General features: G+C 70.3%; 26 protein-coding genes and 1 tRNA gene. 23 read left to right on the plus strand and 4 right to left on the minus strand.

Annotated features, from left to right (window positions below):
* Positions 1-73 precede the first annotated feature (73 nt).
* From ACTU3I_RS17445 to leuA, 13 genes are all read left to right on the plus strand, one after another.
* The gene (locus ACTU3I_RS17445) at positions 74-1,228 is read left to right on the plus strand and encodes a pyridoxal phosphate-dependent aminotransferase (protein WP_442926994.1); all 1,155 of its coding nucleotides are present in this window, start codon (positions 74-76) and stop codon (positions 1,226-1,228) included.
* Positions 1,229-1,240: 12 nt separating this feature from the next.
* Entirely contained in the window at positions 1,241-3,085 is a 1,845-nt protein-coding gene (lepA, locus tag ACTU3I_RS17450; RefSeq protein ID WP_442926995.1) for a translation elongation factor 4, read from the plus strand.
* A gap of 105 nt (positions 3,086-3,190) precedes the next feature.
* On the plus strand, positions 3,191-3,841 hold the full coding sequence (locus ACTU3I_RS17455) for a DUF1990 family protein (protein ID WP_442926996.1): 651 nt from the start codon (positions 3,191-3,193) through the stop codon (positions 3,839-3,841).
* Entirely contained in the window at positions 3,841-5,058 is a 1,218-nt protein-coding gene (hemW, locus tag ACTU3I_RS17460) for a radical SAM family heme chaperone HemW (RefSeq protein WP_442926997.1), read from the plus strand. Before ACTU3I_RS17455 ends, hemW begins: the two co-directional genes overlap by 1 nt.
* 80 nt (positions 5,059-5,138) lie before the next feature.
* A complete protein-coding gene (gene hrcA / locus ACTU3I_RS17465; RefSeq protein WP_442926998.1) occupies positions 5,139-6,179 on the plus strand; it encodes a heat-inducible transcriptional repressor HrcA in 1,041 nt (346 codons plus the stop codon).
* Between the two features lie 51 nt (positions 6,180-6,230).
* Positions 6,231-7,355 carry a molecular chaperone DnaJ gene (gene dnaJ / locus ACTU3I_RS17470; RefSeq protein WP_442926999.1) on the plus strand — a complete coding sequence of 375 codons (1,125 nt, stop codon included), beginning with the start codon at positions 6,231-6,233 and terminating at the stop codon, positions 7,353-7,355.
* A 3-nt stretch (positions 7,356-7,358) separates the two neighbouring features.
* Entirely contained in the window at positions 7,359-8,090 is a 732-nt protein-coding gene (locus tag ACTU3I_RS17475; RefSeq protein WP_442927000.1) for a 16S rRNA (uracil(1498)-N(3))-methyltransferase, read from the plus strand.
* A 64-nt stretch (positions 8,091-8,154) separates the two neighbouring features.
* Complete coding sequence (locus tag ACTU3I_RS17480; RefSeq protein WP_442927001.1) at positions 8,155-8,502, plus strand: HIT domain-containing protein; 348 nt, start codon at positions 8,155-8,157, stop codon at positions 8,500-8,502.
* 46 nt (positions 8,503-8,548) lie between these two features.
* Positions 8,549-9,586 (plus strand): PhoH family protein, encoded by a 1,038-nt coding sequence (locus ACTU3I_RS17485; protein WP_442927185.1) that lies wholly within the window; start codon positions 8,549-8,551, stop codon positions 9,584-9,586.
* Complete coding sequence (ybeY, locus tag ACTU3I_RS17490; protein WP_442927002.1) at positions 9,583-10,053, plus strand: rRNA maturation RNase YbeY; 471 nt, start codon at positions 9,583-9,585, stop codon at positions 10,051-10,053. The genes ACTU3I_RS17485 and ybeY overlap by 4 nt, the downstream gene beginning before the upstream one ends.
* Complete coding sequence (locus ACTU3I_RS17495) at positions 10,050-11,387, plus strand: hemolysin family protein (RefSeq protein ID WP_442927003.1); 1,338 nt, start codon at positions 10,050-10,052, stop codon at positions 11,385-11,387. Before ybeY ends, ACTU3I_RS17495 begins: the two co-directional genes overlap by 4 nt.
* The gene (gene era / locus ACTU3I_RS17500) at positions 11,377-12,270 is read left to right on the plus strand and encodes a GTPase Era (RefSeq protein ID WP_442927004.1); all 894 of its coding nucleotides are present in this window, start codon (positions 11,377-11,379) and stop codon (positions 12,268-12,270) included. The genes ACTU3I_RS17495 and era overlap by 11 nt, the downstream gene beginning before the upstream one ends.
* A 152-nt stretch (positions 12,271-12,422) precedes the next feature.
* Positions 12,423-14,183: a 2-isopropylmalate synthase gene (leuA, locus tag ACTU3I_RS17505; RefSeq protein ID WP_442927005.1), complete on the plus strand. Its 1,761-nt coding sequence runs from the start codon at positions 12,423-12,425 to the stop codon at positions 14,181-14,183.
* Positions 14,184-14,287: 104 nt separating this feature from the next.
* Here leuA and ACTU3I_RS17510 read toward each other — a convergent pair whose 3' ends face one another.
* Positions 14,288-14,986, minus strand: a complete 699-nt coding sequence (locus ACTU3I_RS17510) for a trimeric intracellular cation channel family protein (protein ID WP_442927006.1) — start codon at positions 14,984-14,986, stop codon at positions 14,288-14,290.
* Positions 14,987-15,048: 62 nt separating this feature from the next.
* On the opposite strand from ACTU3I_RS17510, the gene recO reads away from it, so the two are divergent.
* The 3 genes from recO to ACTU3I_RS17525 are packed head-to-tail and all read left to right on the plus strand — an operon-like array spanning position 15,049 to position 17,316.
* A complete protein-coding gene (gene recO, locus ACTU3I_RS17515; protein ID WP_442927007.1) occupies positions 15,049-15,777 on the plus strand; it encodes a DNA repair protein RecO in 729 nt (242 codons plus the stop codon).
* Complete coding sequence (locus ACTU3I_RS17520) at positions 15,774-16,577, plus strand: isoprenyl transferase (RefSeq protein WP_442927008.1); 804 nt, start codon at positions 15,774-15,776, stop codon at positions 16,575-16,577. The genes recO and ACTU3I_RS17520 overlap by 4 nt, the downstream gene beginning before the upstream one ends.
* A gap of 40 nt (positions 16,578-16,617) precedes the next feature.
* Positions 16,618-17,316: a DsbA family oxidoreductase gene (locus tag ACTU3I_RS17525; RefSeq protein ID WP_442927009.1), complete on the plus strand. Its 699-nt coding sequence runs from the start codon at positions 16,618-16,620 to the stop codon at positions 17,314-17,316.
* 1 nt (position 17,317) lies between these two features.
* On the opposite strand, the gene ACTU3I_RS17530 is transcribed toward ACTU3I_RS17525, so the two are convergent.
* Complete coding sequence (locus ACTU3I_RS17530; protein ID WP_442927010.1) at positions 17,318-17,818, minus strand: glutathione peroxidase; 501 nt, start codon at positions 17,816-17,818, stop codon at positions 17,318-17,320.
* A 53-nt stretch (positions 17,819-17,871) separates the two neighbouring features.
* On the opposite strand from ACTU3I_RS17530, the gene dusB reads away from it, so the two are divergent.
* The 6 genes from dusB to ACTU3I_RS17560 all read left to right on the plus strand — a co-directional run bounded on the left by dusB (position 17,872) and on the right by ACTU3I_RS17560 (position 23,527).
* On the plus strand, positions 17,872-19,041 hold the full coding sequence (dusB, locus tag ACTU3I_RS17535; RefSeq protein ID WP_442927011.1) for a tRNA dihydrouridine synthase DusB: 1,170 nt from the start codon (positions 17,872-17,874) through the stop codon (positions 19,039-19,041).
* Positions 19,031-20,362, plus strand: coding sequence for a deoxyguanosinetriphosphate triphosphohydrolase (locus ACTU3I_RS17540; RefSeq protein ID WP_442927012.1), 1,332 nt, complete (start codon positions 19,031-19,033; stop codon positions 20,360-20,362). Before dusB ends, ACTU3I_RS17540 begins: the two co-directional genes overlap by 11 nt.
* Positions 20,362-22,236 (plus strand): DNA primase, encoded by a 1,875-nt coding sequence (gene dnaG / locus ACTU3I_RS17545; RefSeq protein WP_442927013.1) that lies wholly within the window; start codon positions 20,362-20,364, stop codon positions 22,234-22,236. The genes ACTU3I_RS17540 and dnaG overlap by 1 nt, the downstream gene beginning before the upstream one ends.
* Before the next feature lie 32 nt (positions 22,237-22,268).
* Entirely contained in the window at positions 22,269-23,042 is a 774-nt protein-coding gene (locus ACTU3I_RS17550) for an ATP-binding cassette domain-containing protein (RefSeq protein ID WP_442927014.1), read from the plus strand.
* 63 nt (positions 23,043-23,105) lie between these two features.
* Positions 23,106-23,178 (plus strand) — tRNA-Asn (locus ACTU3I_RS17555).
* A 139-nt stretch (positions 23,179-23,317) separates the two neighbouring features.
* Positions 23,318-23,527, plus strand: coding sequence for a hypothetical protein (locus ACTU3I_RS17560; RefSeq protein ID WP_442927015.1), 210 nt, complete (start codon positions 23,318-23,320; stop codon positions 23,525-23,527).
* A 4-nt stretch (positions 23,528-23,531) separates the two neighbouring features.
* On the opposite strand, the gene ACTU3I_RS17565 is transcribed toward ACTU3I_RS17560, so the two are convergent.
* Both ACTU3I_RS17565 and def read right to left on the minus strand, forming a co-directional pair.
* Complete coding sequence (locus tag ACTU3I_RS17565; protein ID WP_442927016.1) at positions 23,532-24,209, minus strand: HAD family hydrolase; 678 nt, start codon at positions 24,207-24,209, stop codon at positions 23,532-23,534.
* Between the two features lie 75 nt (positions 24,210-24,284).
* Positions 24,285-24,851 (minus strand): peptide deformylase, encoded by a 567-nt coding sequence (gene def / locus ACTU3I_RS17570; RefSeq protein ID WP_442927017.1) that lies wholly within the window; start codon positions 24,849-24,851, stop codon positions 24,285-24,287.
* Between the two features lie 42 nt (positions 24,852-24,893).
* Between def and ACTU3I_RS17575 the strand changes: the two genes are divergently transcribed.
* Positions 24,894-25,868: a DMT family transporter gene (locus tag ACTU3I_RS17575; RefSeq protein ID WP_442927018.1), complete on the plus strand. Its 975-nt coding sequence runs from the start codon at positions 24,894-24,896 to the stop codon at positions 25,866-25,868.
* Positions 25,869-25,904: the final 36 nt, after the last annotated feature.

Below are 25,904 nucleotides of genomic sequence, written 5' to 3' on the forward strand. Positions count from 1 at the left end.
GGCATCGATCATGCCCGACGGCACCGACATCCGGGTAACGATCTCGTGAACAAGCCCGCCGTACGATGAGCCGGTGCCCGCCATCGCCCCCCACATCGCCGCCATGCCGGGATCCGGCGTCCGGCGCATCCTCGAGATCGCGCTGCGGCGGCCGGGGACCCTGATCCTCGCCGTCGGAGAGCCCGGTGAGGCGGTCGCTCCGCGCATCCGGTCCGCCGGCGCGCAGGGGTGGACGGACGGGGCCACGCGGTACACGCCGAACGGCGGCATCCGCGCCCTCCGCGAAGCCATCGTCGGCAAGCTCGCCCGCGAGAACGGGGTCGATGCGGCGGTGGAGCAGGTGTTAGTCACGGTCGGTGGTACGCAGGCGCTTCATCAGGCGATGTCGCTCGTCCTCGCCGCCGGCGACGACGTGCTCATCCCCGACCCGGGATACACGACGTTCGCGATGAACGCCGCGATGCTCCAGGCGCGAGCGGTGCCGTACCTCCTGCGTCCGGAGCGCGCGTTCACCCCCGACCTCGACGAGCTGGAGCGCCTCGTGACCCCGCGCACGCGCGCGATCATCGTCAACTCCCCGTCCAATCCGCTGGGGATCACCTACTCCGCCGAGCTGATCGCGGCGCTCGTCGCCTTCGCCCGGCGGCACGACCTCTGGCTGATCAGCGACGAGGTGTACGAGCGGTTCACCTGGGGCGCCGCTCACGTCAGCCCCGCCTCGCTCGACACCGACGGACGCGTGCTGAGCGTGTTCTCCACCTCGAAGACCTATGCCATGACAGGCGTGCGCGTCGGATGGCTCGTGACACCGCCGGGGCTCGAGGACGCGATGCTCCGCGCCCAGGAGGCGACGGTGAGCTGCGTCGACGGCCCCGCCCAGCTGGCGGCCCTGGAGGCGCTCACGGGACCGCAGGACGCGGTCGCCTCCGCCTCCGCGCACTACGCGGAGAACCTCCGCGCGGCCGTGTCGGTCCTGGATGCCGGCGGGTTTCGCTACCTCGAGCCCAGCGGCGCGTTCTATCTGTGGATCGATATGGCGCACGTCGCGGGCGGGGATGTGGCCGCGTGGTGCGAGCAACTCCTCGACGAGCAAGGCGTCGCCGTCGCGCCCGGCTCGGCGTTCGGGGCATCCGGGGAGGGCTGGATCCGCGTGTGCGTGGCGAGCGACCGCGCGGAGCTCCTCGAGGGCCTGCGGCGGCTGCCCGTGCCGCCCGCGGCACGCCCGTAGAATCGACGGAACATGTCACCCCGAGCCCTGAAGCCTCTCGAGCCGTCTGCGACCCCTCCCGAGCTGATCCGCAACTTCTGCATCATCGCCCACATCGACCACGGCAAGTCGACGCTGGCCGACCGGATGCTGCAGATCACCGGCGTGGTCTCCGACCGCGACATGCGCGCCCAGTACCTCGACCGCATGGACATCGAGCGTGAACGCGGCATCACGATCAAGAGCCAGGCCGTGCGGATGCCGTGGGCAAGCGCCGGCACCACCCACGCGCTGAACATGATCGACACCCCCGGTCACGTGGACTTCACCTACGAGGTCTCCCGATCACTGGCCGCGTGCGAGGGCGCGATCCTGCTCGTCGACGCGGCGCAGGGGATCGAGGCGCAGACCCTCGCGAACCTCTACCTCGCGCTGGAGAACGACCTCCACATCATCCCGGTGCTCAACAAGATCGATCTCCCCGCCGCCGATCCGGAGAAGTTCGCCGCCGAGCTCGCCGGGCTCATCGGCGGCGACCCGGAGGACGTGCTGCGGGTGAGCGGCAAGACGGGTCAGGGCGTCGAGGAGCTCCTCGACCGCATCGTCGCCGACATCCCGGCACCGCAGGGCGCCGCCGACGCCCCGGCGCGCGCGATGATCTTCGACTCGGTGTACGACGCGTACCGCGGCGTGGTGACCTACGTCCGGATGGTGGACGGCAAGCTCGAGCCGCGCGAGCGGATTCAGATGATGTCGACGCGGGCGACTCACGAGCTGCTCGAGATCGGCGTCTCCAGCCCCGAACCCGTGCCCACGAAGGGCCTCGGTGTGGGCGAGGTGGGCTACCTCATCACCGGCGTGAAGGACGTCCGCCAGTCCAAGGTCGGCGACACGATCACCAACCAGCGCAAGCCCGCATCCCAGGCGCTCCCCGGCTACACCGATCCGAAGCCGATGGTGTTCTCGGGCATCTACCCGATCGACGGCAGCGACTACGCCGAGCTTCGCGAAGCCCTCGACAAGCTCAAGCTCTCCGACGCCTCGCTGCAGTACGAGCCCGAGACATCCGTCGCCCTCGGCTTCGGTTTCCGCGCCGGTTTCCTCGGGCTTCTCCACCTCGAGATCATCACCGAGCGGCTCTCGCGCGAATTCGGTCTGGATCTCATCACCACGGCCCCGTCTGTCACGTACGAGGTGACGACCGACACCGGCGAGACCGTCACCGTCACCAACCCGAGCGAGTACCCCGACGGACGCGTCGCCACGGTCTCGGAGCCGGTGGTCAAGGTCGGCATCCTGCTGCCGAAGGACTACGTCGGCACGGTGATGGAGCTCTGTCAGGGACGCCGCGGCACGCTACTGGGCATGGACTACCTCAGCGAGGACCGCGTCGAGCTGCGCTACAACATGCCGCTCGGTGAGATCGTCTTCGACTTCTTCGATCATCTGAAGAGCCGCACGCAAGGCTATGCGAGCCTCGACTACGAGCCCGCGGGCTCCCAGGAGGCCGACCTGGTGAAGGTCGACATCCTGCTGCAGGGCGAGAAGGTCGACGCCTTCAGCTCGATCGTTCATCGCGCGAAGGCTTACGCGTACGGCACGCTCATGACCGAGCGTCTGCGCAAGCTCATCCCGCGCCAGCAGTTCGAGGTTCCCATCCAGGCCGCGATCGGAGCCCGCATCATCGCGCGCGAGAACATCCGCGCCATCCGCAAGGACGTGCTGGCCAAGTGCTACGGCGGTGACATCACCCGCAAGCGGAAGCTCCTCGAGAAGCAGAAGGAGGGCAAGAAGCGCATGAAGATGGTGGGGCGGGTCGAGGTGCCGCAGGAGGCGTTCATCGCCGCGCTCTCCGGCGACGTCGAGTCCAAGAAGTAGCGCGTGCTCGATACTGCATCTGCGCCACGAGACTGCGTCCGCTGACTGCAGTCTCGTGGCGGTGGTGCAGTCTCACGGGAGCGGCGAGCGGCGTAACCTGGAACGATGCGCCGCGGGACCTTTAGAGACGAGACGGTCGACTACGCCGCCGTGGGGGCGACGCAGGCCTCGGACCTCATGCAATACCCGCCCGAGCGCTCCATCCCCGCCGAGGAGAGCTGGCGGATCGGCTCGGGCGAGGAACGCTTCGCCACGGCCGGCGAGGCTCTCCTGTCGTGGGCGGCGCAGCGGGAGGGCGGGCTCACTCTCACCGACGTCCGGCCCGCGCCCGGCCCGATGTACACCGGAGTGGGCTACGACGCCGAAGGCACCCCCATCGCCCCGAGCCGCCTCGAGTCCGATCAGCGTTTCGACGCCGACGGCACGCCGTTCGTGGCTCCGGGCACGACAGTGCGGCTGCGCGGTCGGGTGCGGCGGATGCGCGCCGACGCGGAGTTGCGCGTCATCTCGGTCATCGAGGAGCCCCGCCGCGTCGGCTTCACGCTCGGCACCGTGGGGGACTCGGTGGTCAGCGGGGAGGAGCTGTTCGTCCTGGACTGGCGCGACGATGACGGCGTCTGGTTCACGGTGCGGGCCTTCGATGCGCCGGTCGCGCTCGTCTACCGCCTCTACCCCCGCCTCGTGCGGCACCGCCGCCGCGAGCTGTTCCAGAGGTATCTCCGCGCGATCTCGCCGCTCTACAGCAGCGCGCACTGATGGGCGCAGCGCTGCCGCTCGGCGACGCCGCACCACTGGACGGACGCCTCCCCGACGATCTCCGCATCGAGGCCGGAACCGACTTCGGCGTCTACGTGCACGTGCCGTTCTGCCGCGTCCGCTGCGGATACTGCGACTTCAACACGTACACCTCGTCCGAGCTGCAGGGTGCCCGCCAGGACCAGTACGCCGACACCGTGCAGCGTGAGATCGACCTGTCGGTGCCGGTCCTCGCCGCCGCCGGGGATCTCCGGCCGGCCTCGACGATCTTCTTCGGCGGCGGAACCCCGACGCTCCTCCCGCCGGGGGATCTCGCCCGCATGCTGGCGGGCGTCCGCAACGCGTTCGGCAAGACACCCGACGTCGAGGTGACCGTCGAGGCGAACCCCGACACCGTCACGCCGGAGGTCGCCGACACCCTCGCGGCGGCCGGCGTGACCCGCATGTCGATCGGCATGCAGTCGGCCCAGCCGCACGTGCTCGCAGCCCTCGATCGCACCCACGACCCGGCGAACGTCCGTACCGCCGTGGCCGCCGCGCGGGCCGCCGGCCTCGACGTCAGCGTCGACCTCATCTACGGCACCCCGGGGGAGTCGCTGGAGGACTGGCGTGCGTCCCTCGAGGAGGCCATCGCTCTGCAGCCCGATCATCTCTCGGCGTACGCCCTCATCGTCGAAGACGGCACGAAGCTCGCCCGCCAGATCCGCCGCGGGGAGCTCGCGGAGCCGGACGACGATCTCGAGGCCGACATGTACGAGCTGGCCGACGACCTGCTCGGCGGGGCCGACCTGGAGTGGTACGAGGTCTCCAACTGGGCGCGCACCCCTGCGCATCGCTCCCGCCACAACCTCGCCTACTGGCGGGGCTCGGATTGGTGGGGGTTCGGTCCCGGCGCGCACAGCCACGTCGCCGGACTCCGCTGGTGGAATGTCCGTCACCCCGCCGCGTACGCCGCGCGCCTGGCGCAGCAGCAGTCGCCCGCTGCCGGTCGGGAGAGGCCGGATGCCGCTGCCCGGCGGCTCGAATCGGTGTTGCTCGGCTCCCGCATCCGCGAGGGAATCCCGGTGAGCGACCTGCTGGCCGAGGGCAGACGGGCCGTGGCCGGTCTCGTCGCGGACGGACTGGTCGAGGGGAAAGCGGCGATCCGCGGACGGGTCGTGCTCACCCGCCGCGGGCGGCTCCTGGCGGATGCGGTGGTCCGCGCCCTCACGGAGTGAGTCCTCGGCGCTCCTCCTGCTGCATCCGCTAGAATTGGCACTCAGCTACGACGAGTGCCAACGTTCGCGGGAGGAGTGCCATGGTCACGGAACGCGGGCTCCAGGTACTGCGCGCGATCGTGCAGGACTACGTCGACACGCGTGAGCCGGTCGGCAGCAAAGCCATCGTGGACCGGCATGCGTTCGGGGTGTCGGCGGCGACCATCCGCAACGACATGGCGCTCCTCGAGGACGAAGAGCTGATCGCCGCGCCTCACACCTCGTCGGGGCGCGTACCCACCGACAAGGGCTACCGCGTCTTCGTCGACCACCTCGCCGAGCTGCGACCGCTCTCCGGCGCGCAGCGATCGGCGATCGCATCGTTCCTCGACGACTCCGGCGACCTCGACGATCTCCTCGGACGCACCGTCCGCGCGCTCACGCGGCTCACCGGTCAGGTCGCGATGGTGCAGTACCCGTCGTTCGCGGCGGCGAACGTCACGCATGTCGAGCTGGTCAATCTCGGCGGCGGCCGCATGCTCGTCGTCGTCGTGACCGACACCGGCCGCGTCACGCAACGCTTCGCATACTCCCGCGAGGAGCCCTCCGACGACGATCTCGCCCAGTTGCGCGCCCGCATCGGCGCGCTCATCGTCGGGTCCTCGGTGCGCGACGGCGCCGAGCGCATCGACGCCGTCCTCTCCGGCTCCGCGCCCGCGGCGACGGGGATCGAGGCGATGGCCCATCCCGTGCTGCGCGTCCTGGCCGAGGAGCTCGAGGAGTTCCGGCAGGACCGGCTCGTCATGGCCGGCGCTGCCACCCTTGCTCGGCGCGAATCCGACTTCCGCGGCAGCATCTATCCGCTCCTCGAAGCGATCGAGGAGCAGGTGACGCTGCTCAGACTCATGAGCGAGATGGTGGCCGACGCGCAGGGCCTCTCGGTGAGCATCGGCCGGGAGAACGAGCCCTTCGGTCTCATCGAGGCGTCCGTGCTCGCGAGCGACTACGACGCGCCGGCGAGCGGTGCACGCGTCGGGCTCCTCGGTCCGACGCGCATGGACTATCCCACGAATCTCGCGGCGGTGCGTGCCGTCGCGCATTATCTGACCCGGATGCTCGAGGAAGACGAGAACGGCCGCTGAGCAGCATCCGGCTCACGAACGATCCCGCCGTGTGCGGGCAGGAAGGCGAAAGTGGCTGACCACTACGAGGTCTTGGGCGTCGCGCGCGACGCCTCCGCCGACGAGATCAAGCGCGCCTACCGGCGCCTGGCCCGCGAGCTCCACCCCGACGTCAATCCCGGCGAGGACGCATCCGAGCGGTTCAAGCTCGTGACCCACGCCTACGACGTGCTCAGCGACCCCGAGCAGCGCCGGCGCTACGACCTCGGCGGCGACTCCAGCCCGTTCGGCGGCGGAGGCGGCGCCGCGGGCTTCGGCGGCTTCGGCGACATCTTCGAGACGTTCTTCGGCGGCGGAGGCGGCGGCGCACGGGCCGGCCGCCCGCGCTCGCGGCGCGAACGCGGGCAGGACGCGCTCGTGCGGGTCACGCTCGAGCTCGGAGACGTCGTCTTCGGCACGCACCGCGACCTCGACGTCGACACCGCCGTGCTCTGCGAGACCTGTCAGGGGTCGTGCTGCCAGCCCGGCACGTCCGAGGTCACGTGCGACATCTGCCACGGGGCCGGAAACGTCCAGCGCACCGTCCGCAGCCTCCTCGGGAACGTGGTCACGACGCAGCCGTGCGCCACCTGCCAGGGATACGGCACCACCATCCCGTACCCCTGCGCCACCTGCCAGGGTCAGGGACGCGTGCGCGCGCGGCGCACCGTCTCGGTCGACATTCCCGCCGGCGTCGAGACCGGCCTGCGGCTGCAGCTGCCCGGTTCGGGAGAGGTAGGTCCCGCGGGCGGTCCGAACGGCGACCTCTACCTCGAGATCAACGTCGCCCCGCACGAGGTCTTCAGCCGCGAGGGCGACGACCTGATGGCGACGCTCGAGGTGTCGATGCCGGATGCCATCCTCGGCACGAGCACGAGCATCCAGGCGCTCGACGGCGAGGTCGAGCTGGACGTGCGCCCCGGCGTGCAATCCGGCGACGTGCTCACGATCAAGGGCCGCGGGATCACCCCGCTGCGGGGCTCGCAGCGGGGTGACCTCCGTGTGGGCGTGCATGTCGTGACGCCCACGCGGCTGGACGGCAAGGAGCGTGCCCTCATCGAGGAGTTCGCCCGGCGCACGAAGGCGCCCTCGCCGCGGCTGGCCGAGTTCCACCAGGGGATGTTCTCGAAGCTTCGCGACCGCTTCCGAAACGGCTGAACCGTGGCGCTGCACTTCCTGAGCGACGCCGCCGCCGCGGCGAGCCCCGGGGGGACCGTCGTCCTCGACGGCGGCGAGGCGCATCACGCCGCCACCGTGAGGCGGCTGCGGCGGGGGGAGGCGGTGACCGTCGGCGACGGATGCGGCGTCTGGCTGGAGGGCACGGTGGACGAGATCGCGCCGCGGGAGGTCGTCGTGCGGGTCGTGACGCGACGGGACGTCGCCGCACCGACGCCGCGACTGGTGCTCGTGCAGGCGCTGGCCAAGGGCGACCGTGACGAGCTCGCCGTCCAGGCGGCCACCGAGCTCGGCGTGGACGTCATCGTGCCGTGGCAGGCCGAACGGAGCATCTCGCGTTGGGACGGCAAAGCCGACAAGGGCGTCGCCCGCTGGCGGACGATCGTCCGTGAGGCCGTCAAACAGGCGCATCGGCCGTGGCTTCCCGAGGTCGCAGACCCCGTCGACCGCGCGGGTCTGGTCGCGCTGGCCGCCACGACACGGATGCTGATCCTGGACCCGGGAGCCGCCTGCCGGCTGTCCGCGGCGGATCTCACCGGGCAGACGCGGGACGTCGCGTTCGTGGTCGGGCCGGAAGGCGGCGTCTCCGAGGCCGAGCTGTCCGCGCTGTCGGTCGCCGGGGCCACCCCCGTGCGGCTCGGGCCGACGGTCCTGCGCACCTCGACCGCCGGCGCCGCGGCCATCGCGGTGGCGAACGTCGCCCTCGGCCGCTGGTGACGGGCGGCTCGGGCGGCGCGGGCATCCGCGGCTCGGACGCGGAGCCGCCGATAGACTGGAACGCATGAGCGAACCGTCGATCTTCACGCGCATTCTCGAGGGAGAGATCCCCGCCGAGATCCTCGCCGAGACCGAGAACGCGTTCGCCATCCGCGACATCGCGCCCCAGGCTCCCGTCCACCTCCTCGTGATCCCCAAGTCGGGGGAGTACCGCAACGTCGTCGAGCTGGCCGCCGGCGACCCTGCGCTTCTCGCCGAGCTGGTGGGGCTCGCCAACACCGTCGCCGCCGAGCACGCGGACGGCGATTTCCGTCTCATCTTCAACACCGGCCCCGGTGCCGGGCAGACCGTCTTCCACGTGCACGCGCACGTGCTCGGCGGCGGCCTGCAGGAAGCGAGCCTCGGTGGCTGACGACTCCGAACCGACCGTCGAGCGGGTCTACGCCGACGGCATCGCCATGGTGCAGCTGCTCGGTCCGCAGGACCGGCTGCTGCGGGTCGTCGAGAAGGAGCATCCCGACGTCGACGTGCTCGTGCGCGGCAACGAGATCACCCTCACCGGCCCCGCTGGCGACGTCGCCCGGGCCCGCGCCCTCGTCGACGAGCTGCTCGCGATGACGAGAGCGGGCCACGGCCTCGACACCGTCGACGTCGCAAGCTCCAGCCGCATCCTCCGGCGCAACGCCGAGGACGGCGGACCGCGACCGTCCGAAGTGCTGGGCGAGGCGATCCTCTCCTCACGGGGACGCGTCATCCGCCCGAAGACGCTCGGTCAGAAGGCCTATGTCGACGCGATCGAGGAGAACACGATCGTCTTCGGCATCGGCCCGGCCGGAACCGGCAAGACCTACCTCGCGATGGCCAAGGCCGTGCAGGCGCTGCAGCGCAAGGAGGTCAGCCGCATCATCCTGAGCCGCCCCGCCATCGAGGCGGGGGAGCGGCTCGGGTTCCTCCCCGGAACGCTCAACGACAAGATCGATCCGTACCTGCGGCCGCTCTACGACGCCCTGAACGAGATGATGGACCCCGAGGTCGTCCCCAAGCTGATGGCCGCCGGCACGATCGAGGTCGCGCCCCTGGCGTATATGCGCGGGCGCACGCTCAACGACTCGTTCGTGGTCCTCGACGAAGCCCAGAACACCACGCCCGAGCAGATGAAGATGTTCCTCACGCGCCTCGGGTTCGGCACGCGAATGGTCGTGACCGGCGACATCACGCAGGTCGATCTGCCGCAGGGCTCGTCGGGCCTGCGGCTGGTGACGCGCATCCTGTCGGAGGTCGAGGACATCCACTTCTCGTACCTGACGAGCGACGACGTCGTCCGTCACACGCTGGTCGGACGCATCGTCGACGCGTACACGGAGTACGACGAACGCCGTCTCGCGGGCAGGCGCGAGCGCGAGGAGGCCAGCGAGTTCGCCAATCGCGCCGAACGCCGTGGGTCCACGCGCACCTCCGGCCCCCGCGACCACCTGCCGAGGCGAGGACGCTCATGACGATCGAGATCAACAACGAGTCTGGCCTCGCCGTCGACGAGTCCGTCCTCCTGCGTCTGATGGAGTACAACCTCGCCGAGCTCCACGTGAGCCCGGATGCCGACGTCGCGATCGTGCTCGTGGACGAAGGCGCCATGGAGGCCCTGCACGTGCAGTGGATGGACGAGCCTGGTCCCACCGACGTCCTGAGCTTCCCCATGGACGAGCTGCGCCCGGGGACCGAGGACGCACCGACCCCCGCCGGGCTGCTCGGGGACATCGTGCTGTGCCCGCAGGTCGCCGAGACGCAGGCGATCGCGGCCAAGCACTCCACCCAGGACGAGCTCATCCTCCTCACCACCCACGGCCTCCTGCACCTGCTGGGGTTCGATCACGCCGAGCCCGACGAGGAGCGTGAGATGTTCGCGCTCCAGAGGGACCTCATCCTCGGCTTCCAGACGACCGAGCGTCGTCGCCCCCGCGCATGACGGAAGCCCTCCTTCTCGTCGCCGCGCTCGTGCTCGTCGGGTTCGGTGGACTCATGGTCGCCCTCGACGCCGCCCTGAGCGTCACCTCGCGCGCCGACCTGGCCGAACTCGCCTCCGGCGGGCGCAATGCGCGGTCTCTCCGCCGGATCGCGGCCGACCCCGAAGCGCACGTCAATGCCGTGATGTTCATCCGCGTCCTCGCCGAGACCACCGCGGCCGTCCTCGTCACGCTCGCGTTCGTGCAGCTGTTCGACAGCATCTGGTGGGCCCTGCTGGCGGCGGCGGTGCTCATGACCGGGATCTCCTTCGTGGCCGTGGGCGCGAGCCCCCGCTCCGTCGGCCGCCAGCACGCGCGCGGGCTCCTGCGCAGCACCGCCCCCGTCATCCGCGCCGTCCGCATCATCCTCGGCCCGCTCGCCTACGCCCTGGTGGCCCTCGGCAACCGCGTGACGCCGGGCGTCGCACCGGGCTCGTCGTTCGCGTCGGAGGAGCAGCTGCTCAGCATCATCGACGAGGCCGCCGAGAACGAACTCATCGAGGAGGACGACCGCGAGCTCATCCACTCGGTGTTCGACTTCACCGACCGGTACGTCCGCGAGGTGATGGTGCCGCGCACCGACATGGTGTCGATCGACGCCGCCGCCCACACGCGGGAGGCTCTCGCGCTGTTCCTCGAGAAGGGCATCTCGCGCGTTCCGCTCCTGGACGACGAGGCCGACGACATCGTCGGGATGCTGTACCTCAAGGACCTCGTGCAGTTCGGGTTCCGGGACGAGCAGGGGTGGCGGGACGCTCCCATCCGCCGGATCGCGCGTCCCGCGGTGTTCGTGCCGGAGTCGATGCGCGCCGAGACGCTGCTGCAGCAGATGAAGCGCGATGCGGTGCACGTCTGCCTGGTGATCGACGAGTACGGCGGCGTATCGGGCCTGATCACGCTGGAGGACCTCATCGAGGAGCTCGTGGGCGACATCGCCGACGAGTACGACCCGCGGTCGACCGAGGTGGTCGAGCTCGAACCCGGACGGTACCGCGTGAGCGCGCGCCTGGCTCTCGACGAGGTGGGGGACCTGTTCGGGCTCGAGCTCGACGACGAGGAGGTCGACTCCATCGGCGGACTGCTCGGAAAGGCGCTCGGTCGCATCCCGCAGCCCGGCGCGACGGCCGAGTACGGCGGTCTCATCATGACCGGAGGAGCGTCACGCGGACGCGGCCGCGGGATCTCGACGGTCTTCGTCGAGCGCGACGAGAGCGCCGTCCCCGACGAGGACGCCGGGGGACGCCCCCGCACCGGCGAGGTGCGCGTGGCGAGCAGGGAGGACAGCCGTGACCGATGACCGATCGGGGTTCGTGACGTTCGTGGGCCGGCCGAACGTCGGCAAGTCGACGCTCACCAACGCCCTCGTGGGGGAGAAGGTCGCCATCACGAGCGAGAAGCCGCAGACCACGCGCCGTGCCATCCGCGGCATCGTCAACCGGCCCGGTGGCCAGCTCGTGATCGTCGACACCCCCGGGATCCATCGTCCGCGGACGCTCCTGGGGCAGCGCCTCAACGATCTCGTGGAGCAGGTGCTCGGCGACGTCGACGTCATCGGGTTCTGCGTGCCCGCGACCGAGAAGGTGGGGCCCGGGGACCGCCGGATCGCCGAGTCGCTCTCGGGGTACGCCCGCGCGAAGAAGGTCGCGATCGTCACGAAGACGGATGCGGCGTCCCGCGATGAGATCGTCGAGCGCCTCATGGAGGTCGACGCCCTCCGCGACGACTGGCACGCCGTCATCCCGCTCTCCGCCCTCACCCGGGACCAGCTCGACGTGCTGTCGGACGAGCTGCTCAGCCTGATGCCCGAGGGCCCGCCCCTGTACGGCGAGGGCGTCGTCACCGACGAGTCGCTCGAGGATCGTGTCGCCGAGATCATCCGCGAGGCCGCCCTCGAGGGGGTGCGGGACGAACTGCCCCACTCCATCGCCGTGACGATCGCCGACATCGCCGCGCGCGAGGACTCCGACCTCACCGACATCTACGCCGACATCGTCGTGGAGCGCGACAGCCAGAAGGCGATCATCATCGGCCACAAGGGCGCCCGGCTCCGCGACGTCGGAGCGCGGGCGCGGGCGGGCATCGAGCCGCTCGTGGGCACGCGCGTGTTCCTGTCGCTGCACGTGCGCGTGGCCAAGGAGTGGCAGCGAGACCCCAAGCAGCTCGGGCGCCTCGGGTTCTGAGCATTCGCGCCCGCGCTCGGGAGAGGTGTACTCTGTGACCGTGCTTCTCGGCTCGCTGCTTCTCCTTAGCTGCCGCGACGGGGCCTCGTTCTAGGGCCTTCCTCGTCGCGGAGCTCGTCGTTGGCCCTCACCTCTGAAGCGGAAGCGACATCATGGAGAACACCCAGAAGCCGTCGGGCATGCCGACGCACAAGTACCGTCCGTACCACGAGCAGATCGCCGTCGATCTCCCCGACCGCACGTGGCCGAGCACCCGCATCACGACCGCGCCGCGCTGGTGCGCGGTCGACCTCCGCGACGGCAACCAGGCGCTGATCGACCCGATGAGCCCCGAGCGCAAGCGCGTCATGTTCGATCTGCTCGTGCGCATGGGCTACAAGGAGATCGAAGTCGGGTTCCCCAGCGCCAGCCAGACCGACTTCGACTTCGTCCGCCAGCTCATCGAAGAGGGACTCATCCCCGATGACGTCACGATCCAGGTGCTGACGCAGGCCCGCGACCACCTGATCGCCCGCACGTACGAGGCCATCGCCGGCGCCAAGCGCGCCATCGTGCACCTGTACAACTCGACGAGCGTCGTGCAGCGCGATGTCGTGTTCCGCACCGACAAGCAGGGCATCATCGACATCGCGCTGGAGGGTGCGCGGCTGTGCCGCGAGTACGAGAAGACCGTGCCCGAGGTGCAGGTCTTCTACGAGTACTCGCCGGAGAGCTACACCGGCACCGAACTGGAGTTCGCCGTCGACATCTGCAACCAGGTGATCGAGATCTTCGAGCCGACGCCCGAGCGCAAGGTCATCATCAACCTCCCCGCGACCGTGGAGATGGCGACGCCCAACGTCTACGCCGACTCGATCGAGTGGATGTCGCGGCATCTCAACCACCGCGAGAACGTGATCTTGTCGCTGCATCCGCACAACGACCGCGGCACCGCGGTCGCGGCGGCCGAGCTCGGCTACATGGCCGGCGCCGACCGCATCGAGGGGTGCCTGTTCGGCAACGGCGAGCGCACCGGCAACGTCGACCTCGTCGCCCTGGGCGTGAACATGCTGACGCAGGGCATCGATCCGCAGATCGACTTCAGCGACATCGACCAGATCAAGCGGACCGTGGAGTACTGCAACCAGCTGCCCGTGCCGGAGCGCAGCCCCTGGGCCGGAGACCTCGTCTTCACGGCCTTCAGCGGGTCGCACCAGGACGCCATCAAGAAGGGCTTCGAGGCGATGGAGGCCCGCGCGGAGGCGGCCGGCGTCACCATCGACGACATCGACTGGGCCGTGCCGTACCTGCCGATCGATCCGAAGGACCTCGGCCGGTCGTACGAGGCCGTCATCCGTGTCAACTCGCAGTCGGGCAAGGGCGGTGTCGCGTACCTGTTGAAGACCGATCACTCGCTCGACCTGCCGCGCCGCCTGCAGATCGAGTTCTCCGGTGTCATCCAGGCGAAGACCGACTCCCACGGCGGCGAGGTCACCAGCACGGAGATCTGGGAGGCGTTCACCGACGAGTACCTGCCCTCCGAGGTCGCCGAGAACCGGTGGGGACGCTTCGAGCTCGTCGGCACGCGCACCTCCAGCGACCTCAGCGGCGACATCGAGCTCACCGTGCGGCTGCGTGACGGCGACGAGGTCGAGGAGGCCGTCGGACACGGCAACGGACCGATCGCGGCGTTCCTGGACATCCTCGGAAGCCGCGCCATCGAGCTGTCGCTCTACGACTACGTCGAGCACACCCTCAGCGCCGGCGGCGACGCGCAGGCCGCGGCGTACGTCGAGCTCCAGGTCGACGGCCAGCGCCTCTGGGGCGTCGGTATCGACGGCGACATCTCGACGGCGTCGCTGAAGGCCGTCGTCTCGGCCGTCAACCGCTCCATCCGCGCACGCCACGAAGCCCCGGAGCTCGCGGCCGTCTGACGCGCGCACCGCCACCGTCACCGAGACTGCACCCGCGCCACGACACTGCTGCCCATGGCGGCTGTCTCGTGGCGCGGGTGCAGTCTCGCGATCGGGGCGCGCCGTCACGGCTGGTCGGACGGGCGCACGATCGGGATCGTGGAGGTCTCGACGGCCACCTTTCGCCGGTGCAGCATCCGCTGCTCGGGGAGCGACAGGTCGAAGACGACCGCCAGGATTCGGATGACCGCGGTCAGGACTATCCCCGCGATCGCGGCGATGAGCAGCGGGGCACCGAGCGCGTTCGCGCCCGCGAGCACGACGCAGCCCGCACCGGCGGCGACGGCGTAGAGCGAGCCGACGTGCATGATGGCGACGGGAAGACCCATCAGCACGTCCCGGAGGACGCTTCCCCCGACGGCCGCGCAGACCCCGACGAAGACGGCGGGGACGATCGGCAGGCCGATGCCGAGCGCTTTGCTGGTGCCGAACGCGCCGAACATGCCGATCACCAGCGCGTCGAGCGCGACGATGGCGCCGTTCAGCCGCTGGAAGAGCCCCGCGAGCAGCATGCCGACGAGGGCTGCCACCGTCGCGGTGATGAGATACCAGTTGCTCTGGAGCGTCGCGGGCACCACCCCCAGCAGCAGGTCGCGGATGAGGCCGCCGCCCATGCCGACCATGATGCCGATGATCGCCACCCCGAGGAAGTCGAGGCGGCGCTGCCCCCGGAAGCCTGAGGCGAAGAGCGCGCCCTGCACGCCGCCGAGCCCGACGGCGGTGAGGTCGGCCCAGAGCGGGATGAAGAACGAGGGCTGGTCCACGCTCCTATTGTGGCCGGGGCGCGGCGCGCCCGGTCGGACGCGCCGCGGCGGATAATGGAGGGGTGCCCACCTACCGCGACGAGGTCGTGGTCCTGCGTACCCACAAGCTTGGGGAGGCGGACCGCATCGTGACGATGCTCGGGCGCCGCACCGGCAAGATCCGGGCGGTCGCCAAGGGCGTGCGTCGCACGTCGTCGCGCTTCGGATCGCGGCTCGAGCCGTTCATGGTCGCCGACGTCCTGCTGTATCAGGGACGCTCGCTCGACATCGTGCAGCAGGCCGAGTCGCTCGGCGCCTACGGCGCCGACATCGTCGTGCATTACGACCGGTACACGTCGGCTTCCGCGATGGTCGAGACCGCCGATCGTCTGAACGAGGCCGAGGCGACCCCGCAGCAGTACCTGCTCCTCGTGGGAGGGCTACGGGCGCTCGCCCGTGGCGAGCACGCGGCACGGAGCGTGCTGGACTCCTACCTGCTGCGGGCCATGGCCCTTTCGGGCTGGGCACCCGGGCTCGAGGGGTGCGCGCGGTGCGGCGCCGCCGGCGAGCACGACGCCTTCGTGGCGCAGCTGGGTGGCATGGTGTGCGTCAACTGCGCGCCGGCCGGCTCCGCGCGCGTGGCCACCCCCACCGCGTCGCTCCTGCGCGCCCTCATCCGCGGCGACTGGGACCTGGTCGACAGCGCGGATGCCGCGGCCTCCGCCGGGGCATCCGGTCTCATCGCCGCCTATGCCCAGTGGCACCTCGAACGCGGGATCCGCTCGCTCGCGCACGTCGAGGGAGCGCGGTGACGCCCAAGCCCTACACGCACCGGGATGCGGTGCCCTTCCGGCCGCTCGACTGGACGGGCGAGCACCCGCCCGAGTTCCCCCGCGGCGCAGTGCCCGCCCACGTGGCGATCGTGATGGACGGCAACGGGCGCTGGGCCAATCGCCAGGGCCTCACCCGCGTCGAGGGACACCGCGCGGGAGAGGCGGCGCTGCTGGACGTCGTCGCCGGTGCCGTGCAGGCCGGGGTGAAGCACCTCTCGGTGTACGCGTTCTCCACGGAGAACTGGTCGCGTTCTCCCGACGAGGTGCGCTTCCTCATGGGTTTCAACCGCGAGGTGCTGCACCGGCGGCGCGACCAGCTGAACGAATGGGGCGTCCGCGTCCGCTGGGCCGGCCGCAGACCTCGGCTCTGGGGCTCGGTGATCAGAGAACTGCAGTACGCCGAGCAGCTGACCGCCGGCAACGACGTGCTCACCCTCACGATGTGCGTCAACTACGGCGGCCGGGTGGAGCTGGTGGACGCGATGCGGCGGATGGGTGAGGACATCGCCGCGGGACGGCTGAAACCCTCCGCCATCACCGAGAAGCTGGTACGACGCCACCTGTACCAGCCGGACATGCCGGACGTGGACCTGTTCGTGCGCTCCAGCGGCGAGCAGCGCACCTCGAACTTCCTGTTGTGGGAGTCGGCGTACGCCGAGTTCGTGTTCCTCAACACGCTGTGGCCCGACTTCCGTCGTCGCGATCTCTGGGAGGCGATCGGCGTCTACCTCGACCGCGACCGGCGCTTCGGCGGCGCCGTCGACACGCCCGGTGCATGACGGACGGAATGCGCGACGCCCGCGCGATGTTGCCAGAAGCGTGAGCGAACCCATCAAGATCGACGTGTGGAGCGACATCGCCTGCCCGTGGTGCTACATCGGCAAGCGCAACCTCGAGACCGGGCTGGCCGATGTCGCCCGAGACGACGACGCCCCGATCGTGGAGGTCGAGTACCACTCGTTCGAGCTGGCACCCGACACCCCCGTCGACTTCGAAGGTGGCGAGATCGACTACCTGGCGCACCACAAGGGCGTCTCGCCCGACCAGGCGGCGCAGATGCTCGAGCGTGTGACGGGTGTCGCGGCGGAGGCCGGCCTGGAATACCGCTTCGACCTGCTTCAGCACACCAACACCGTGAAGGCGCACGAGCTGCTGCACTTCGCCAAGGCTCACGGGCGGCAGATCGAGCTGGCCGAGCGGCTGATGTCGGCGTACTTCACCGAGGGGCGCCATGTCGGACGCGATGACGAGCTCGTCGCCCTGGCCGCCGACGTCGGCCTGGATGCGGAGCAGGCGAAGGTCGCGCTGGAATCCCACCGCTACCTGAGCGACGTGCGCGCCGACCAGGAGCAGGCGGCGGCGTACGGCATCAACGGCGTGCCGTTCTTCGTCGTCGACGGCAAGTACGGCGTCAGCGGCGCGCAGCCGGCGGCCGCGTTCGCGCAGATCGCGCGCCAGGTGTGGGCGGAGCGGACGGAGGCGGGGAACGCCGACACGGTGGACGAGCCCGCCGCCTGATTCAGCGCGGCAGGGCGCTTTCGATCACCGCGACGATCGCGGGGTCGTCAGGCTTGACGGCGGGGCGGAAACGGTGGATCTCGCCGTTGGGCGTCAGGACGAACTTCTCGAAGTTCCACAGGATCGGGCCGCGCTTGCCCTCCTCGTCCTTGGCGCGCTTGAGCGCCTTGTAGAGGGGAGCGGCGGAGCGGCCGTTCACCCGCACCTTCTCGGCGATGGGGAAGCTGACCCCCCACGTCGTGGCGCAGTAGTCGAGGATCTCGTCCATCGAGCCCGGCTCCTGACCCATGAACTGGTTGCAGGGGAACCCCACGACCGTGAACCCGCGGTCGGCGTACTCGCGCTGCAACTGCTCGAGCTGCTCGTACTGCGGTGTGAGGCCGCACTTCGAGGCGACATTGACGATCAGGACGACGCCGTCGCCGTAGTCGCCGAGGGTCGCGGTTCCCCCCGCCGCCGTCTCGAACGGGATGCTTCGCAGATCTGTGGATACCTCCGGCATGTCCCCAGGGTAGAGCGCGCACGAGGCGCCTCGGGTCGATCGTCTGGGAGAATATGGGAGTGACGTCGACCTTCGCTCCTGTGCGCCCGCTGCGCATCGGCCCCCTCGAGCTCGACGCGCCCGTCGTTCTCGCACCGATGGCCGGAATCACCAACACGGCGTTCCGTCGCCTGTGCCGTGAGTACGGCGCCGGGCTCTACGTCAGCGAGATGATCACGACGCGCGCTCTCGTCGAACGCAACGCCGCGACCCTCCGTCTCATCCGTCATCACGAGTCCGAGACGCCCCGGTCGATCCAGCTCTACGGCGTCGACCCGGTCACGGTCGAAGCTGCGGTGCGCATCCTCGTCGACGAAGACCGCGCCGACCACGTCGACCTGAACTTCGGATGCCCCGTGCCCAAGGTCACCCGCAAGGGCGGGGGAGCGGCACTGCCCTGGAAGACGGGTCTCTTCCGCGACATCGTCACCCGTGCCGTGCGCGCCGCCGGCGACATCCCCGTCACGGTGAAGATGCGCAAGGGCATCGACGACGACCATCTCACGTTCCTCGAGGCCGGCCGCATCGCCGAGGACGCCGGAATCGCCGCCGTTGCCCTCCACGCGCGCACCGCGTCGCAGTTCTACTCGGGAACCGCCGATTGGGCCGCCATCGCGGCGCTCAAGGAGACCGTGCAGAGCATCCCCGTCCTCGGTAACGGCGACATCTGGTCGGCCGACGATGCGGTGCGCATGATGGCGGAGACCGGATGCGACGGAGTGGTGGTGGGGCGGGGGTGTCTGGGCCGTCCGTGGCTGTTCGGCGACCTGGCCCGCGCCCTCGGCCCCGTCGACGCTGCGCCGGCGCCGGTGGACGCGACCCTCGGCTTCGTGGCCCGTGCGTTCCGCCGGCACGCCGAGCTGCTGGTGGACTTCTTCGAGGACGAGGACCGCGGATGCCGGGACATCCGCAAGCACGTCGCCTGGTATCTGAAGGGATATCCGGTGGGAGGCGACATCCGCGCGCGCCTGGCGACGGTGTCGAGCCTCGATGAGATCGACGCGCTCTTCGCCGAGCTCGACCTCGATGCCCCGTATCCGGGTGCGGCCGCCGAGGGCCAGCGCGGGCGGGCGGGGAGCCCGAAGCGCCCGGCGCTACCCGACGGCTGGCTCGCCTCACGAGACCTCGGCGATGCCGCCTCGCGTGAACTGGCCGACGCCGAGATCGACTCCAGTGGCGGTTGAGGTCGCGGGGCCGCGCCCGCGCCCGACCGGCTACGACGACGTCGACGCAGCACGGTTCCACGCCGAGACGCATCGCTCGCAACGCGATGACTTCGCGCGCGACCGCGCTCGCGTGCTGCATTCGGCCGCCCTCCGCCGACTCGCCGCGAAGACGCAGGTGCTGAGTCCGGCGAGCCCCGCCGATTTCGCACGCAACCGACTCACCCACTCCCTCGAGGTCGCGCAGGTGGGACGGGAGCTGGCGACCGCTCTGCAGCTGTCCCCCGACGTGGTCGACACTGCCTGCCTCAGTCACGACCTCGGGCATCCGCCGTTCGGGCACAACGGCGAACGAGCTCTGAACGAGTGGGCCGAGGACATCGGCGGATTCGAGGGCAACGCGCAGACGCTCCGCATCCTGACCCGCCTGGAGCCGAAGGTGGTCGACGCCCGCGGACACAGCTTCGGACTGAACCTGACGCGGTCGAGCCTGGACGCCGCGTGCAAGTATCCGTGGACGGCCGCGCATCCGGTGCCCGACCCGGGCGGGCGGTTGAAGTTCGGCGTCTACCCCGACGACGAAGACGTCTTCTCCTGGCTGCGCGAGGGCGCGCCGGGGCGGGTACGTTGCATCGAGGCCGAGGTCATGGATCTCTCCGACGACATCGCCTATTCCGTGCACGACTTTGAAGACGCCGTCGTGAACCGGTACCTCGATCCGGCCCGCCTCGCCGACACCGGCGAGCACCAGGGCCTGCTCACCGCCATCCAGACGTGGGTCGGGTACGACTTCGCCCGCGACGAATTGGAAGACGCGCTGTACCGGCTCATGCGTCTCCCGGAGTGGATCGGCGAGTTCGACGGCACGCGGCCCGCACTGGCCCGACTGAAGAACCTCACGAGCGACCTCATCGGCCGTTTCGCTCGCGCCGCGACGACCGCGACGCGGGAGGCGTACCCGTTCGAGTCGCTGACGCGCTACCGTGCGCACGTGGTGGTACCTCGTGTCATCGAGGCCGAGATGGCCGTTCTCAAGGGCATCATCGGTGCGACAGTGGTGTCCATCGAGGGACGCCGCTCGCTCTACAAGGAGCAGCGCCGCGTCCTCAAGCGCCTCGCGACGGCTCTCTGGGAACACCCCGAGGCGCTCGACGCCCTCCACGGAGCCGATTTCGCCGCCGCCGGGAACGACGGGGCACGGCGCCGCGTGATTATCGACCAGGTGGCCAGCCTCACCGATCAGCTGGCCCTCGCCTGGCACACCCGTCTCATCGGCGACGTCGACGCCGCCTCGCTGGGCATCTGGGCGCCGGGGATCTCCCGCAGCGGAGCGGCGCGCTGATGGCCGGCCGCATCCGCCAGGCGGACATCGACGAGGTCAAGGCCCGCACCAACATCGCCGACGTCGTGGGGGAGCGGGTGGCACTGAAGTCCGCCGGCGTCGGATCCATGAAAGGCCTGTGCCCGTTCCACGACGAGCGGAGTCCGAGCTTCCACGTGCGCCCGCAGGTGGGCTACTACCACTGCTTCGGATGCGGTGAGTCGGGCGACGTGTACTCGTTCCTGCGCGCGATGGACCACGTCTCCTTCACCGAGGCCGTCGAGCGCCTCGCCGGCCGCATCGGATACACCCTCCACTACGAGGACGGCGGAGCGACTCCGGAGACGTCGGGGCGTTCCCGTCTCTACGCCGCCAACGCCGCGGCGGCGGAGTTCTACCGACTCCGCCTGGCCGACCCCGAAGCCGAGACCGCGCGCCGTTTTCTCGGCGAGCGGGGATTCGACGCGGGAGCCGCCGCGCACTTCGGTGTGGGCTACGCCCCGAAGGGGTGGTCGGCGCTGACCGACCACCTCCTCGCCCAGAAGTTCACGCGCGAGGAGATCACGCAGGCCGGCCTGGTCTCGCAGGGGCAGCGCGGCGTCTACGACCGCTTCCGCGGCCGACTGGTGTGGCCCATCCGCGATGTGACGGGGCAGGTCATCGGATTCGGGGCGCGGAAGCTCTACGACGACGATTCGGGACCGAAGTACCTCAACACCCCCGAGACGCCGATCTACCGCAAGGCCCAGGTTCTCTACGGTCTCGACCTCGCCAAGCGCGACATGGCGCGCGGCGAGGTGCGCCGGGTGGTGGTCGTCGAGGGCTACACCGACGTGATGGCGTGCCATCTCGCGGGCCTCACGACGGCGGTGGCGACCTGCGGCACCGCCTTCGGCGCCGAGCACATGAAGATCGTCCGGCGCATCATCGGGGATGAGCAGTCCGCCGAGGTCGTCTTCACGTTCGATCCGGATGCGGCGGGGCAGAAGGCCGCGGTCCGCGCCTTCGCCGAGACGCGCACGCTCAACGCGCAGAGCTTCGTGGCGGTGGGCCCCGAGGGACTCGACCCGTGCGACCTGCGGCTCCAGCGCGGCGACGCCGCGGTGGCCGGGCTCATGCACGCCAAGGTGCCGATGTTCGAGTTCGTCATCGACCAGCGCATCAAGGGTCTCGATCTCTCGAGCGTGGAGGGTCGGCTCGCCGGATTGAACGCCGCGGCGCCGCTTCTCGCAGACATCCGCGACGAGCCGCTCCGTCGCCGGTACGAGCACGTCCTGGCCCGCCGGCTCGGCGAAGATCTGGGTGACGTGCACCGCGAGGTCGAGCGGGCACGCCGGAGGTCCGCCGCCCCGGACAGCGCGCCGGCATCCGCTCCCCGCGACGGCAAGCCCGTCGCCGACCCGGTGCAGGACCCGCCGGCTCTGCGGGTGACGATCGCCTCGCTGCCGCGCGATCGCGACACCGCCCTCGAGCGCGACGCCCTGATGGCGTTCCTGCAGTACGGGCACCGCCTCGACACCGACATCGTCGACCGGGCGCTGTCCCTGCAGTTCCGGCATCCGGCCCTGGACGCCGTGCGAGCCGCCGTCCAGAGCGCGGGGGACCGCGGGCGACCGGGATGGGCCGCGGATGCGGTCGGATCGGTGCGCGAGCCGTTCCGCTCTCTGGCGGCCGAGCTTCTCACCGCGGCCTTCCCCGCGCGCGATGAAGTCCATGCCATCGCGTCGGGCAACGATCTCGCCCGGCGTGTCCTCGTCCGCTCGCTCGAGCGCGAGAAGACGGAACTCCTCGGGGCCATTCAGCGCGTGCCCGCCGAGTCGGAGGAGGGACGTGCACTGCGCATCCGCCTGCGTGATCTCGACCGTGATCGGCAGCGACTGCTCGAGGTCGAGTAGCGCGGAGCGGTCGGCCACGGCAGGATGGGGCCATGCGCCGCCGAACCGAACCGGACGTTGCTGTCCGCGCCGATGATCTCTCGCTCTCCCGCGGGGGCGTCCGAGTCGTCGACGGCGTCTCACTCACCCTGACCCACCGCACGGTGCTGGCCATCATGGGTCCGACGGGTTCGGGCAAGTCGACGCTGGCGGCGTTCCTCGCCGGCCAGGAGGAAGACGGACTCCACGCCGTCGGCGGCTCCGCGCTCGTCCACGGCATCGACGCCCGCCATCCGGGGCGCTCCCGCCGCCAATGGACGTACGCCACGGGATACGTCCCGCAGCGCGCGGGGGCTGACCTCCCGTCGCGCCTGACGGTCGCCGATGTCATCGGCGAACCGATCACGAGTCGCGACCGGCGGGTGAACCCGCGGGCTCTCGCCGTCCGCGTGGCCACCCTCCTCGACGAGATGCAGCTGCCCCTGGGCGCAGCCGCCAAGTATCCGTACGAACTGAGCGCCGGCATGCGTCAGCGCGTGGCCCTTGCCCGTGCGCTGGTCCTGGACCCGCGTCTGCTCGTCGCCGACGACCCATACGCCAATCTCGACGTCGAGGTGCGGGGGGCGGCCCGGGAGGCCATCATGCGGCGACGTGACGGCTACGGGATGACGACGCTCCTCGTGACGAACGACGGCGACGCTGCACGGGAGTTGGATGCCGACGTGCTTGTGCTGAGAAGCGGACACCCCGTGGCCTATGGCCACAGCGGCGACGCGCTCCTGTGGACCCCCGACGGCGCCGACGCGCCCCGAGCGGGGGCGCGCTGAGTTCTTCGCACCCCCGATGCTTTGCTAGCATGGTGGGGTTGCCCGCGCGCAGCGCAGGCACATTCCTCGGTAGCTCAATTGGCAGAGCAATCGGCTGTTAACCGATAGGTTCTTGGTTCGAGTCCAAGCCGGGGAGCGGAACGGCTTCGGGCTCCACCCCGGGGCCGTTTCTCCATTTCCGCCCCATCCGCGAGTTCGTGTCGACGCCGAGCGTGTCCGGCGGGCGAGTCGCCCCGGGCCGCGGTATTTTCGTCTCAGCGAAAGGGGTCGGACGGATGGGTGAGCGTCGTGCACGGTCGAAGAGCATCCGCGTTCCTCGCCACGGCTACGCGTTCGTCTCCGTCACCGCCCGCGACGCGAACGGCTTCGTCCACCACTTCGACGAGATCGAGACGCCGCTGGGCGCCCTGCACGAAGCCGTCGCCGTGATGCAGCTGAAGTCCGTCGCGATGGAGACCGCTCACCGGGACGCTCAGGGAGCCTGAGCTCTCAGGCTCGCTCTCCGGCGAGCGGGCTGTCGTCGAGATCCGCGAGGATCTGAGCGACGTCGTCGTAGACGGCGATGGCGCCCGCGCGTCGCAGCTCCTCGGCCCCGGTGCCGCCGCTGAGCACCGCCACGCACCGCACGCCCGCGCGCTGTGCCGACTCCACGTCCCATACCGCGTCGCCGACCATGACAGCGTCCTGCGGAGCAGTCCCGGCGCGGTCGAGAGCGGCCTGGAGGATGTCGGGCGCCGGCTTGGCGGTGTCGGCATCCTCGGCCGACGTGACGACGTCGACCGTGTCGCCCAGATCGAGCGCCTTCAGCAGCAGCTCGAGCTCCTCCTCGGGCGCGGAGGTGGCTAGCACGACGGTGTGTCCGCGCGAGGAGAGCTCGCGCAGCAGCTCCCTCGCCCCCGAGAAGACGCGCAGGCGCTCGGCGAAACCGGCGTAGATGCGGCCGTGCGCCTCCTTCGCGGGTGGCCCGGCGGAGGCGACCTCGTCGCCCAGCAGCTCGTCGAGGAGCTTGGCGGAGTCCATGCCGATCCCGCGGTGGATGCGCCACGTGTCCACCGGATGCCCGGTCTCGGCGAAAGCCCGCGCCCAGGCTTCCACATGGAGGTAGTTGGAGTCGACGAGGGTGCCGTCGATGTCGAAGAGGATGGCGCGGGGGGTGTGAGCGGGCATGCGCCCAGCCAACACCTCCGTGACGAACGGCGCAGCGGGGTGGCGCGCGCGTCGGCGATGTGTCAGGCGGGGCCGTCAGGCCTCGATGTCGTCGACGCCGGGGGTCCAGGCGACGCCGGTGCGGCCCCATCCGCGCTTCTTCGCGATCTTCTGCGCGGTCTTCCAATCGCCGTCGTCGAGGCGATCGATGTACAGCACACCGTCGAGGTGATCGAACTCGTGCTGCATGATGCGCGCACGCCAGCCCGAGACCTGGATGCGCACCGGCTGAGCGTCGAGATCGGTGCCCGTGACGAGAACCTCATCCGACCGGCGGAGCGGGAACCGCTCGCCCGGGAACGACAGGCACCCCTCCGACTCCTCGTCCGGGTCGGGCGCGCCGGGCTCCAGTGGCCGCATCCACAGTTCCGGATTCAGGATGACCCCGCGCCACGGGTGGCCGTCGTCGTCGGCGTAGTTGTACACGTAGATCCGAAGCCCCACGCCCACCTGCGGAGCGGCGAGCCCGACGCCGGGCGCCGCGTCCATCGTGTCGAACATGTCGGCCACGAGGGTGCGGACCTCGTCGGTGACGGCCTCGACGGGGGAGGCGGGGGCATGGAGGACGGGGTCGCCCATGATGCGAATCGGGAGAACGGCCACGCCTTGAGCCTATCGACGGGTTCGGCCGGTTAGTGTCGGAGGGTGATTGTCGCGGATGTATCGCTCGGGGATGTGACCGACGAGCTCGTCGGCATCTTCCGCGATCCGCGTATCCTGCTGGGCATCCCGCTCGCGCTCCTGGGCGCCGTGTTCATGTCCTTCGGCGCGCAGTACCAGCATCGCGGAGTGGTGAAGGTCGAGCGCCTCAAGGGCAAGACGACCGGCGGACTCACCGGTGGGCAGATGGTGGCCCTGCTGCGCCGCCCCTCGTGGGTCGCCGGGACGGTGATGCTCGGGCTGGCGATCGGCTGTCAGCTCGCGGCGCTGTCGGTGGCGCCGCTCATTCTCGTGCAGCCGCTGGGCGCGATCGCCCTGGTCATCACGACCCTGCTGAACGCTCGACTGTCCGGCCACAAGCCGACCCGGCAATCGATCATCGCCATCGTGGCGTGCGTCGGCGGCATCTTCATCTTCGTCATGATCGCGGCGTTCTTCGCCACCGAGCATGCCGTGACATCCCGCGAGCTCCTCATCATCCTGGGGATCCTCGCCGTGGTGCTCGTCGCCTTCGCGATCCTGTGGGTGTGGCTGCGCCGCCGGATGCGGGCGCTGTTCTACATCACCGCGGCGGGTGTCATCTACGGATTCGTCGCCACGCTCGCGAAGGTCGTGATCAGCCGCATCCAATCGGGTGACTTCGAGTGGCTGACCATGCTGTGCGTGGTCGCGCTGCTGGCCGCCGTGGCGATCGGTGCCTATTTCGTGCAGACCGCGTACTCCGTCGGCCCGCCCGACCTCGTGATCGCCGGGCTCACGGTCATCGACCCGCTGGTGGCGGTGCTGATCGGTCTCCTCGTCCTCGGCGAGGCCTCCACGGCGCCGGTCTGGGCACTGCTCGGCTTCGCGGTGGCCGGCGCGATCGCCGTCTGGGGCGTCATCCAGCTGACGCGGCATCATCCGCAGATGGTCAGCGAGTCGCAGGAGATCCCGATCCCTCGCGGCAGCGACGGCGACTGACGACGACGGATGCGGCGCGGGCGGTAGGCTCGAGAG

This window comes from Microbacterium sp. RD1, assembly GCF_052220165.1.
Taxonomy (GTDB): Bacteria; Actinomycetota; Actinomycetes; order Actinomycetales; family Microbacteriaceae; genus Microbacterium.